The sequence below is a fragment of the Streptomyces sp. NPDC107765 genome (genome assembly GCF_055657085.1).
This window is the reverse complement of record NZ_JBVKBL010000001.1, coordinates 165,116-177,106: the sequence shown is the minus strand read 5'-3', so window position 1 is coordinate 177,106 and position 11,991 is coordinate 165,116. Positions and strand designations below refer to the sequence as shown.

11 protein-coding genes are annotated in these 11,991 nt (G+C 69.2%); 9 read left to right on the top strand and 2 right to left on the bottom strand.

The window, feature by feature from the left end:
• Positions 1–13 precede the first annotated feature (13 nt).
• The 9 genes from ACZ7MX_RS00865 (at position 14) to ACZ7MX_RS00825 (ending at position 8,888) form a co-directional block, all read left to right on the top strand.
• Complete coding sequence (locus tag ACZ7MX_RS00865; protein WP_472128006.1) at positions 14–727, top strand: 7-carboxy-7-deazaguanine synthase QueE; 714 nt, start codon at positions 14–16, stop codon at positions 725–727.
• A gap of 37 nt (positions 728–764) precedes the next feature.
• Entirely contained in the window at positions 765–1,127 is a 363-nt protein-coding gene (locus tag ACZ7MX_RS00860; RefSeq protein WP_472128005.1) for a 6-pyruvoyl trahydropterin synthase family protein, read from the top strand.
• Between the two features lie 43 nt (positions 1,128–1,170).
• Positions 1,171–1,755 (top strand): GTP cyclohydrolase I, encoded by a 585-nt coding sequence (gene folE, locus ACZ7MX_RS00855; protein WP_472128003.1) that lies wholly within the window; start codon positions 1,171–1,173, stop codon positions 1,753–1,755.
• 160 nt (positions 1,756–1,915) lie between these two features.
• Positions 1,916–2,896, top strand: coding sequence for an aspartyl/asparaginyl beta-hydroxylase domain-containing protein (locus ACZ7MX_RS00850; RefSeq protein WP_472128001.1), 981 nt, complete (start codon positions 1,916–1,918; stop codon positions 2,894–2,896).
• A gap of 102 nt (positions 2,897–2,998) precedes the next feature.
• On the top strand, positions 2,999–3,688 hold the full coding sequence (locus ACZ7MX_RS00845; protein ID WP_472127999.1) for a 7-cyano-7-deazaguanine synthase: 690 nt from the start codon (positions 2,999–3,001) through the stop codon (positions 3,686–3,688).
• The gene (locus tag ACZ7MX_RS00840; RefSeq protein WP_472127997.1) at positions 3,685–4,710 is read left to right on the top strand and encodes an isopenicillin N synthase family dioxygenase; all 1,026 of its coding nucleotides are present in this window, start codon (positions 3,685–3,687) and stop codon (positions 4,708–4,710) included. The genes ACZ7MX_RS00845 and ACZ7MX_RS00840 overlap by 4 nt, the downstream gene beginning before the upstream one ends.
• 111 nt (positions 4,711–4,821) lie before the next feature.
• On the top strand, positions 4,822–6,654 hold the full coding sequence (locus tag ACZ7MX_RS00835; protein WP_472127996.1) for an AfsR/SARP family transcriptional regulator: 1,833 nt from the start codon (positions 4,822–4,824) through the stop codon (positions 6,652–6,654).
• Between the two features lie 63 nt (positions 6,655–6,717).
• Entirely contained in the window at positions 6,718–7,986 is a 1,269-nt protein-coding gene (locus ACZ7MX_RS00830) for an ATP-grasp domain-containing protein (protein WP_472127994.1), read from the top strand.
• A gap of 155 nt (positions 7,987–8,141) precedes the next feature.
• Positions 8,142–8,888 (top strand): 2OG-Fe dioxygenase family protein, encoded by a 747-nt coding sequence (locus ACZ7MX_RS00825; protein WP_472127992.1) that lies wholly within the window; start codon positions 8,142–8,144, stop codon positions 8,886–8,888.
• A gap of 292 nt (positions 8,889–9,180) precedes the next feature.
• On the opposite strand, the gene ACZ7MX_RS00820 is transcribed toward ACZ7MX_RS00825, so the two are convergent.
• Positions 9,181–10,329, bottom strand: coding sequence for a GNAT family N-acetyltransferase (locus ACZ7MX_RS00820; RefSeq protein WP_472127990.1), 1,149 nt, complete (start codon positions 10,327–10,329; stop codon positions 9,181–9,183).
• A 583-nt stretch (positions 10,330–10,912) separates the two neighbouring features.
• Positions 10,913–11,725 carry a phytanoyl-CoA dioxygenase family protein gene (locus ACZ7MX_RS00815; protein WP_472127988.1) on the bottom strand — a complete coding sequence of 271 codons (813 nt, stop codon included), beginning with the start codon at positions 11,723–11,725 and terminating at the stop codon, positions 10,913–10,915.
• Positions 11,726–11,991: the final 266 nt, after the last annotated feature.

Genomic DNA, 11,991 nt, shown 5'->3' with positions numbered 1-11,991 from the left:
GAAACGGTGCGCCATGGAGCAGGATCTCGTAGTCAACGAAATCTTCGGTCCGACCGTCCAGGGTGAGGGCCGGTCCCTGGGACGCAGGTGCGCGTTCCTGCGACTCGGCGGGTGCAACCTGTCGTGCTCGTGGTGCGATACGCCCTACACGTGGGACTGGACCGGAGCCGGTGAGAGCGGGGTCGCCCACGATCCGCGTAAGGAGCTGCACCGCCGCCCGGTCGACGAGGTCGTCGCGGAATTGCTCGGATTCGACACCGAGCTGATCGTGATCTCCGGCGGTGAGCCCCTGGGCCAGCAAGAGCGGCTGATTCCTCTGGTGGCAGCACTGACCGGACGCGGCAAAGAGATCGAGATCGAGACCAACGGGACGCACGCCGCGCACCCCGAACTCGTTGCCGCCGGCGTCAGGTTCAACGTCTCGCCGAAGTTGTCGCACTCGGGCGACACCCTGCAGCGCAGGATCGTCCCTGCCGCCCTCGCCAGTCTTTCGGCACTGCCGGAAAGCACGTTCAAGTTCGTCTGCCAGAACACCCGTGATCTCGACGAAGTGGCCCAGCTGGTTGCCGCTTTCGACCTGCCCTCGGTGTGGATCATGCCGATCGGGCGCAGCGCCGACGATGTCACCAAGCATATGAGCGAGTTGGCCGACGCGGTGGTAGAGCGCGGCTGGAACCTGACGACCAGACTGCACACCTTGGTGTGGGACGACAAACGCGCCGTGTGAGCAACGGTGCGCGCAAAGCAGAAGGGAACTCGGATCGATGGCATTTCGCATCACCAAGAAATTTGAATTCTCGGCCAGTCATCGGCTTGCCGGCCTTGCTCCTGAGCACCAGTGTGCCCGAATGCACGGGCACAACTATGTGATCGAGCTGGAGCTTGGAGCCGATGATGCGGATCTGTTGCCCGTGGGCTTCGTTCGGGACTACGGAGAGTTGTCCGCATTCAAGGCATGGCTGGACGATCACCTTGATCATCGGCATCTCAACGATGTGATGGACGAAAATCCGACGGCCGAGAACATGGCGGCCTGGCTCTACAAGACATGGTCGATGAAGTTTCCCGAGTTGACCTGCGTGCGTATCTCAGAAACTCCCAAGACCTGGGCCGAGTACCGGCCGTGAGGCCGGTAACTCCGAAGCCCGGACGAAAGGTGACCACATGTCGATGACAAAATTGGACCTCGATGGTGACCCGTCAGCGTCGAGGACGACCGAGGACCCCCTGGTCGAGATCGCCCGCCAACTGTTGGTGGAGATCGGCGAGGACCCGAATCGCGACGGACTGCGCGACACACCGGCGCGGTTCGCCCGCTGGTGGCGAGAGTTCATCAACTACGAACCGGGTTCGCTGGGCACGCTCTTCGAGTCCATCGGCACGAGCCAGCTCGTAGTCGTCTCAGACATTCAGGTCTGGTCGCTGTGCGAGCACCACCTCCTGCCGTTCAACTGCTCCGTGACGATCGCGTACCGCCCGACGGGGCAACTGCTCGGCCTGTCGAAGTTCGCCAGGGTCGCCCATCAGTACGCGCACAAGCTGCAGGTCCAGGAACGCCTCGTGGACCAGATCGCGCTTGAGATCAGCACCCTGAGCGGCACCCCGGACGTCGCTGTCATAGCGAAGGGCGAGCACCTCTGCATGTCGATGCGCGGCATCAAGGCTGCCGCGCAGATGACCTCGACCGCATATCGCGGGGAGTTCAGCACGGACCCCGGGCTCCGGGGCGAGCTGTTCGACCTGCTCCGGGCGTGACCAGTCATCGGACTCCGAAAGTGCGGCGTCCGGCGCGGCGCTCGGGACGGGCGTGACGCTGCTCGCGAGCTCACTCTCCGGACCGCTGCGGGGGCCGACTGGTCGATCGCGGCCGATGGCACACAGGGGAACCCGGTCCGGTCGACATGAAGGGACAACGATGAACGAAAACGATTCCTCGACGCCTGCGGAAGCGGCTCGGCTGCGCCCCGTGCTGGACGCCGACCGGCTGGTGGCCGACCTCATGACTGCGCGCGACCACCTGTGGGATGAGCAGAGCTCGCACGAGAACGGGCGAGTGTCCAGGTGGGCCGAACAGGACTGGCGCTGCCTCCCGGTGCGCAGCCCCGGTGGCGACAAGACACGTACCGACCCAGGGGGCCCTGGCAGTGCGGAGTTCGCCGACACCGAGTGGCTGGACCACATGCCGTACGTGCAGGAGGTCCTGCGCTCGATCCCCGGACCCCTCTACGCAACCCGATTCATGGATCTCGGGCCCGGCGTCGTCGGATACCGCCACTGCGATCCCAAGTTCGCCCCGGACTGGGGCATGGCCCGGCTGCACATCCCGGTCATCACCCACGAGGAAGCCTCGCTGGACCTTGACGGCGGGATCTATCGCTGGCAGCCCGGTGAGTTCTGGTTCGGCGACTTCAGCCGCAAGCACCAGATCCAGAACCTCGGTACCGAGCACCGGGTGCATCTCGTCGTGGACGTGCTCGTCACACCGGAACTCGCAGGGCTGTTCCCGGCTGACTGGGCCGACTACTTCAACGGCCCGGATGTGCTCTACAACCGTCCGGCCGTGGCCACGACCGACCAAGAGCGGGAAGCGGCGCGGTGTTCGTTCGACGCGCCGGCGCACCTGCTGGAAATAGAGGTGTTCGGGTCGCTCATCGGCCCGCAGCCGCAGGCCACCTTCAGCATCGTCGACACCGGCACGGAGCTGGCCATTCGATCTCCCCAGGACCACCTCTTCCCGCTGGTGGCCCTCGGCGGAAACGAGTACCGCTTGGTCGGGTGGAGCGAGGAGCGAACCGTCACCACGAGGCTGGACGGTCCGCGGCCCGAAGTCGAACTGACCTACCGCAAGGGCCACCGATCGACCCGGCTGCTCGTCCCGGCCACACCGGCACCGTGACACGCGCCCGCACGTCCGCCACCGCTTCGGGGCACAGCACACCGCAGCCCTGATCCTCAAGCACCGATCCTCCATCCCTCTCCGTCTGCCGGAAGGCGACGCATGCCGAAAACTGTCGCAATCGTGTCCGGCGGCCTGGACTCGGTCACCATGGCCTACCACCTCCAGGCACAAGGACACACCCTCCACCTGCTGTCCGTGAACTACGGCCAGCGCCATCTCGTCGAGCACGAATTCGCCGCGAAGGCGGCTCGATCACTCGGGGTGCCGCACGACGTCGTCGATCTCAGCCCCGTAGGCAAGCTCCTGAGCGGCTCCTCGCTCACCGACCCGACCGTCGACGTGCCGGATCACCGGAGTGGGGCGTCCGGCGGGAGCCCGAACGTCGTACCCAACCGCAATGCCCTCCTGCTGTCCGTCGCCTTCGCGGTCGCCGTCGCCCAGAAGGCGGAAGCGGTGGCCGTCGGGGTGGTCGACGACCTCCAGGCCGCGCCCGACAGCAATGCCGCGTTCATCGATTCCTTCCTCGCCATGGAGCGGATCGCGACCCGCGGATACGCGCACCCCGACCTGACCCTGACCGCGCCGCTGGTCAGGCTGCGCAAGAGCGACGTGGTGTCGCTCGGTGAGGAACTCGGCGTCCCCTGGACCGAGACCTGGAGCTGCTTCCGTGGCGATGCGCTGCAGTGCGGACGGTGCGCCGCCTGCCGGGAGCGGCAGGAAGCGTTCCGGGACGCCGGCGTGACCGACCCGACGCACTACCAGACCAGCGAGGCGAAGGAGCTGCCATGACCGACCGCTTTCCCGTGCTCGACCTCCGTGACGCCGCCGGTTCACAAGAAACCCGGGCAGCGTTCCTGAACCGGTTGCGCCAGGCCATCCACGAGATCGGCTTCTTCCAGCTCGTCGGCCACGGCATCGAGGACGCCGAGGACATGCTCGAACTGTCCCGCCGGTTCTTCGCCCTGCCCGAGGCCGATCGGCTCGCGCTGAACATCCTCGATTCGCCGCTGTTCCGCGGCTACTCCGAACTCGGCCGCGAACACACCAAGGGCATCCCCGACCAGCGCCAACAGCTGGACATCGGGCCGGAGCAGCCCGCGAGGACGCCCGCGCCCGGCGAACCCGCCTACCGGTGCCTGATCGGCCCGAACGAGTGGCCCGCGGCGATGCCCGAGCTGCGTCCGGCCATCGAGTCATGGATCACCCGGCTGACCGATCTGTCACATCGGCTGCTCCGGCTGATGCTCGAGTCGCTCGACGCCCCCGCCGACTTCCTGGACGATGTGGTCGATCCGGATCCGCAGATCCACCTCAAACTCCTGCACTACCCCGGCCCCACGCAGACGAGCGAGAACGCCGGCCCCGGCCAGGGCACCGGCATCCACAACGACCTCGGACTGCTCACCCTGCTCGTCCAGGACGGCAACGGCGGCCTCCAAGTCGCGGTCGAGGACGACCAGTTCGCCGACGTGCCGGTGATCCCGGGGGCGTTCGTGGTCAACCTGGGAGAGCTGCTGGAGGTCGCGACGAGGGGCTATGTGCGTGCCACCCTCCACCGGGTGGTCCGGCCCGCCCCGGGCGTCAACCGCTACTCCATCCCCTTCTTCTACAACCCTCGGCTGGACGCCACGATGCAGCCACTGCCCAGCCCCTACGTCGAGGGCGCCGGCGGAGTCATCGACGTCGCCGGCAACCCGTTGTTCGCCCTCTACGGCGACAACGTCATGAAGGGGCTGATCCGCTCCTTCCCCGACATCGTTGCCCGGCACCACCCGACCCTGGCCGCGGTAGCCGGGGCCAGGAGTTCCTGACACCCGGCGGCCGAGCACCTCCTCACCGCCCGGCCCGAGCGGGCGGGCCTGGCGGTGGCGTCGCCGGCCGGTCCGGCGGGGACCGAACGAACATGAGACAGGGCGAATTTCATGAGAATCAACCTTCTCGGGCCGCTCCAGGCCTACGGGGACGATCACCGCGTCGACATGGCGCCGGCCGCCCAGAAAGTACGTCAGACACTGGCAACGCTCGTGCTGAACGCGGGCCGGGTGGTGCCCTTCGAGCAACTCATGGACGAGCTGTGGAACGACAACCCGCCGGCCAGCGCACACACCGCGCTGCAGACGTATGTGTACCAGCTCAGGAAGCGGTTCTCCCTCGGCAATCCGAGGAGCGGCGGCGCGGTACGGGCGGCCGGGCCGCTGCTGGGCACGGTCGACGGCGGCTACCAGCTGTCGCTGCCCGCCGACCACGTGGACGCCTTCCGGTGCGAGCCGTTGCTCGACCGTGCCCGGGCGGAGTTCCGTGCCGAGGACTTCGCCCAGGCCCGTGACACCGCCGCCGCCGCGCTGCAGCTGTGGCGGGACGATGCCCTGGTGGACGTGCGCAAGGGGCCCACGCTGAAGGCCGAGGCGGCCCGCCTGAAGGAGTTGCGTACCAGCGCACTCCACCTGCGGATCGAATCCGACCTGCACCTCGGCCGGCACCACGAGGTGCTCGGCGAACTCACCTCGATGGCCGGGCGGGAACCGACGGACGAGCGGGCCCAGGGCAATCTGATGACGGCTCTCTACCGCATGGACCGGCGGGCGGAAGCGCTCCAGGTCTACCAGCGCGCACGCGAGCGGATCGCCACCGAGCTGGGCCTCGACCCTTCGCCCCAACTCCAGGCCCTGCACACGGCCGTGCTCACGTCGGACGAGGCGCTGCTGCGCCCCGCCGGGCGGCTCACGGCGGTGACCGCCGCCACCCGGGTGCCCTGCCATCTGCCCGCCCCGCGCGAGCGTCTGACCGGACGCGCCGGCCAGCTGGCGCGCCTCACCGCGGTGCTGGCCGGCCGGGCGCGGGAGGACCGGCCGCTCGTGATCGTGGGGGGCGCCCCCGGCACGGGCAAGAGCGAGCTGTGCCTGCACGCCGCGCATCAGGTGAGCGGTCACTACCCGGACGGACGGCTCTATGCGCGTCTCCGTGACGGCGCCGGCCGGCGGGTGCGGCCCGCCGAGATCCTCCGCTCGTTCCTGCGGGGACTCGGCGCGACCGAGGAGCAGTTGCGACTGGGCACGACCGACCTGAGCCTGCTGTTCCGCACCTGGACCGCCGACCTCCGCGTCCTGGTGGTGCTCGACGACGTGTGCGACGTACGGGACTTGACCCCACTGCTGCCCTCCGGCGCCGGCTGCGGCGTGGTGATCGGCAGCCGACGGCGGCTGTTCGTGTCCTCGTCGGCGGTCCACGTCGAACTGGCCGGACTGCCCTTCGACGACTGTCTGCACCTGCTGGCCTCCTCCGTGCCGAGACACCGGATCACCATGGACCCGGAGGGGCTGCGACGGCTGGCCCGGTTGTGCCGGGGGCTGCCGGGCGCGCTCTTCGCGGTCGCTTCGCAGTTGCGCCGCCGCCCGCACTGGACGGCCCGGCAGGCCACTGCCTGGGTCCTCGCGTCCGGCGGCGCCGACAGCGATCCGCTGGGCGTGCGGGCCGGATTCGACCGGACGCTCGCGACGCTGCCCGCCGAGTCGCGGCCCCTGGCGTACGCGCTGCTGTCTCCCGGCGTCCCCGACCGGCTCACGCCGGCGCTTGTCGCAACGGCCCTGGGGATCAGCGACCAGCAGGCCGAGGACCTGCTGGAGGAGCTCGCGGAGAACTACCTGCTGCGCGCGCAGCACCCGTGCGTGAACGGCCGGTTCTCCTACGAATGGGAGCCCGGGATACGCCCGTTCGCGGCGCGGCCGAGCAGCGCGCCGGTCATGTGCTCCGCCTGACGGCCACCGCTCCCGTACCACCTTGCCCGAACCCGTCCCGCAGCCGATCCTTGGAGAATCGTCATGCCGCAGCGCCCGAAACTCGTCCTCGCCGGTCAGTTGTCCGTGTTCCCCTGGGTGTTCGATGCCGCCGAGCGCGCCGGTATCGACCTGATCCTCATCCCCAGGGGGGACGACTCGGCGGAGTCCGCCGGGCGGGCCAACGCGGTGGTCGAACTGCTGCCGCTGGACATCGACGGAAACCCGGACGGTGCGTTGTCCGCGCTCGCCGACCGCTACCGGCAAGAGCCCTTCGACGGCATCATGTCGGGCAATGAAAGGGTCATACCGTTCGTGGCGCGGGCCGCTCGGGAGCTGGGACTCACCGGGCTGACCGAGGAGGCGGCGGCCGTGGTGCGCGACAAGCGCAGCATGCGCCAACGCCTGCTGGAAGCGGGTCTGGGCGTGCCCGGCTTCGTGGTCATCAAGGATCCGGACGGCTGGACCGACGCGCTGACCTTGCGGTTCCCCGTCGTGGTCAAACCGGCGAACGGCCACTCCAGTTTCGGTGTGATCCGTGCGGACGACAGGGACAGCCTTGAGCAGGCCGTGGCCCGCACCTGGAAGCTCGTCGAAACCCACCTGGGCGCCGCCCACGGACCGGACCCGGACACCGGTGTGCTGGTCGAGGAGTACCTGGACGGGCCGGAGATCTCCGCCGAATCCCTCGTGTACCACGGGCAGGTACGTGTCTGTGCCGTCAGCTGGAAGGGACAGCTGACGGGGCCCTACTTCGAGGAGACCACCTTGCGGGCCCCCGCCCAGCTGCCGGCCGAGATACTCGCCGCGATCGAGGCGGAGGTGATCGGTGCCCACCACGCCTTCGGCGTCACGGCAGGCACCACGCACACCGAACTGCGGCTGGTCGGCGGGGTGCGGCCGGTGCTGCTGGAGATGACCGCGCGCCTCGGCGGCGGGGGCAATATGCACCACCTCGCCCACGTCAGCAGCGGGATCGACCTGGCCGCCGAGGCACTGCGCATCCACCTCGGCCAGGAGCCCCTCTGCTGGCGTGAGGAGCCGGCACCGGCCGGCCACGCGGCGGCGTACCTGGTGCCGATCGGCAGCGGCGGACGGGTCAAGCAGATACGCGGCTTGGACGCGGTGCGTACCGACCCGCAGGTGGACTACGTGGTGCAGACCGCGGGCCCCGGCGCAGTGCTGCGCCCCTATCCGGACTGGTCCGGAAACCCGGCGGTCGTGCTCTCCCACCACGCGTCGGACGCGGAGGCCGAAGCGTACCTCGACCACCTCGCCCGGACGCTGCACGTCGAGTACGAGGAGCAGGAGTGAGCACCCGCCACGACCCACCACGCCTCTGGCGATCTGCCCGCGGCGACCGCCGTCACCGGGCGTGACCGGACCATCGGCCGCACCCGACATCAACCGCACCCGGCCCGGCCGGAAACGCCGGCCCCGCCGGGACACCCGTGCAAAGGGGAAACACCATGACCGACAGCACCAGCAACACGCTGACCACCGCACCGCAGCTCCGTGACGGCGTGCCCACCTTCTCGGAGCAGGTCCGCCGCACCGGCTTCGTCGTCCTGCGCACACCGGAGCTCGCCGGGCTGATCAGCGACGCCGACCTCGAGGAACTCCGCGGCGCCTGGGAGAACCTGCCGGTCGACACCCAGGTCGACGGCGTCGGCGTCTACCGCGAGCGCCGCTACGGCCGGCTGCGCGTCGACGTCGACGGCGACCACGTCACCTTCGAGGTCCTGCCCAACGCCGTCTTCCGCCAGGACGCCATCCCGCTCTGGAAGGGCAAGGACCGGGTCTTCGAGCCGATAGCCGAGGACGTCCTGCTCAGCGCCGGCATGCGCGCCCTGGTCAGCTTCGACGCCCGGATGGCGACCGCGGTCAACGGCAACACCTCGTGGACGGTCGGGGTTCACCTGGTCCGCGTGGTCGCCCGCGCCGGCGCCGATGGCCTGCCCACCCCCGAGGGCCGCCACCGCGACGGCCATTCCTGCGTCGGCCTGCACCTGATGCGCCGCGAGGGCGTCAGCGGCGGCCTGTCCACCGTCCACCCCAACGACGGCAGCGGCATCGTGCAAACCACCCTGCTCCAGCCGCTCGACTCCATGTTCTTCGACGACAACATGATCACCCACGAGGTCTCGCCGACCGTCTCCGAGGGCGCCTCGGGCGTGCGCGACATGCTCCAGGTCGACTTCAACCCGGTGGTCTGAGCCCATGGACCGGCCGAACGCGGCGGAGCTGCTGCACGATGTGCGGGGCTGCGGCACGGTGCCGGGCGGCGAGATACCGTGCTCGTGCCGGACGAACGCGCGCTCCGCCACCACTCGCCCTGCGTGGTGGTGAGGTGGACGAGGAGCACACAGCCGGCTGAGTGGCGTCAGCCAGGCATGAAGGCATAAAGCAGCCACAGACCCGGGCCGGCTCTTTCGTGGATTCATTCCTGTAGGAGCCGGTCGGGTCTACGGCGTTGGACAACTCCTCCTACCAGGGCGGCAGTTGGCCTCAGCAGTACGGCTCCCAGAGCTCGTACCTCAGGGCGTCGGAAACCGCGGGCGAGGAGTCGCGCAGGCGGGTGAGCAGGGCGCGGTTGTGCTCGCGGATCTCCTCGTCGTACCCGGCCAGCGGGCTGTCCTCGGACAGGTCCAGCAGCCACAGCGGCCGGAGCGTCGCGCCGCGCAGCGCCTTTCCTTCCGCGGTCTCGGTGCCCGCGTGAATCCAGCGCACTCCCGGAAGCCGCGCCGCCATGTAGTAGGTGAGGTTGAAGTACTCGGCGGCCGAGGCGAGTTGGTCGTGATCGAGGCCGAGCCCCCGCAGGTACACGGTGTCGCCGCAACGGTAGTACAGGCAGAAGCCGACGGGCGGTTCGCCGGGGCGCGAGCACAGCACCACTTCGGCGCGCGAACCGGCGAGTTCCCCCTGCTTGCGGAAGGACTCGGCCATCGGGGCCACGTCGACGGTTCTGCCGTAGCGCAGCAGCGAACGGGCCAGCAGCCGGGCGACGTCCTGCCAGGACTCGGCGAGCGTCCGGTGCTCCACCTCGTATCCGGCCTTCTCGAACTTCCGTATCTCGCTGCGGATACGGCGGGCCCGGTGCGCCGACAGCGACTCCAGCCAGGCGTGGAAGCCGCCGGGCGGGATCTCGATCCAGGCGTCGGTCTTCAACGCGACCGGGGCGGTCCGCACCCCCGCCGCACGCAGCGCCCCCACGTCCTCGGTGGTCAGGTACATCGCCACGCGGGCGATCTTCGACTCCTCATGCAGGGGTGAGCGCAGCGCGCGGACCGCGTCGAGCACCGCGGCGGCGGCCTCGGTCCGATCGGTTCCCTCGCCGGTCAGCAGGTGCGCCAGGTAGCCGCGGCGCTGGCCGATGAGCAGGCCGCCCGGCTCGGGCGCCGGCAGGCCGCGCGCGGCCAGCATGTCGTGCCACCGCAGGTCCGGGGTGGGCTCGTCGGTCACCGCCGCCACCGGGATCGCGGCCCGGCCGCCGCCCGAAGTCTTCACGTGCAGTCCGCCGGAGACCGACCCGGGGTCGAGGGCGCACACCCGCAGCCACAGCGCCGACGAGTAGAACCTGCCGTCGGCGAGCCGGTCCCACTCGGCGTCCCCGAGCCCGCCGATGGCGTCGGTGAAAGTGTCCGTCGTGGCGGTCATGGCGCCTCCCATAGTCTCGGCCTGACCGTGCCCGCGGGTTCGCTGCGCGATCGGACGCTGAGTGTGCCGAGCATCTTGCGTAGGTGATAACTGATCGTGTGCGGCGTGCGGTTGATGCGGGTCACGCTCCGGCTGTGGGTGAGGTCGTCGCTGACCAGGGTGGCGATCACCCGGTCGATCTGCCCCAGGCTGGCCGGATGGGCTGGACGGCCAGGGCACCCGCGGCCGGGCGGGCGGGCTCGCCGGGCCGTACGGAATCGCCCCGAGCCCCCGGCCCGCATCGGTTTGGGCAGCGACTCCAGGACGGCCTGCCACACAGCGGTTGGCTGAAGGCCAGCCGGTCGCTGCCGCTGACGATGCCTCCGACATGGGGGGAGCGGGTCGAGGGACCGGACTTGCCCATGTCGAGTGGTACAGGAGTGACCAGCCGGCCCTAGCACAAGCGCATATCGGTGCCAGAGACGCCGCTGAACCCGCAGGCGACGAGCCTATCGCCGTCGCGGGCCGGATGCAGGCCGAAGGTGCGCCCGTCGCAGCGGTGCGATGCACTCCTGTAGTACGAGGGCGTGCGTGGTGCCGGCCGTCATGCCGTCACCGTCTCAAGGTTCTCCGAGAACGGCACGTCCAGGGCGAGCAGCGGCTCGGTGTCCCGGCACACCACGTGGGCGGGGCGGGCCGGGCCGGACGGTTGCGGCAGATTGGCCACGTCGTTGTAGGTCGCGATGAGCAGCCGGCGGGTGAACGGGGACATGTTGGGTGCCGAACCGTGCACGATCTCCGGCGAGAAGAACACTATGGAGCCGGCAGGGCCCTTGGGGCCGGACATTCCGTGGCGGCTGACGAGTTGGGCGAGCTGCCGCGGGGTCAGCGAGATGTCATCGGGGTCCAGGTGCTGGTCCGACTTGGCGGAGTCTTCCCGGCCCTCGCGGACCAGCCCATCGCGGTGGGATCCGGGCAGGAAAATGACTGGCCCGTTGAACTCGGTCACGTCGTCCAGGAAGACACCGACGTTGATCTGCCGGGGGGCGGGCAGGCCGTCAGCGAGGCGCCAGGCGAGGTAGTCCTGGTGCCAGGCCCACTTGTCGCCGCCGAAGGCAGACTTGGCGTTGATCTTGAACTGGTAGATGTAGACGTCGTTGCTGAGCAGTTGCTGGACGGGGCCCAGAAGGCGCGGGTCGCGGATGAGCCTGGCGTACTCCGGTTGCCGCTGGTGTGAGGAGTACACCGCGCGGACCTCCGTCCCGCCTTCCTCGGTGACGACCTGCGGGCCGGGGATCACGCTGTCACGCTCGAAGGCGGAGCGCAGTGCTTCCACTTCTCGCTGGTCCAGCAGGGATTCCAGCAGCAAGAATCCGTTGGAGCGGTATTCGTCGACTTGCATGTGGTTCAGTCGCATGCTGAGGCTACTCCTGAAAGTGAGGGGGAGTTGACGGAGCATTATTCAGCTCATGAAGTGGCCGCCGCCGATGATGAGTTACGCCGCCGACGCAGCGGCCGCGGGCGGTCGGTCTGCCATGTCTGTTCCTGTGATCGAGTCGATTCCGGGCGTGACATTCCCGCCTGGCTGAACCATTCCGTCCAGGTGTTCAGGCATTCTAGTGTTAACACAGATTCTCCGTGCCCACAGGGGCCGTTGACCGGTAATTGAGCCGCAATTGAGTC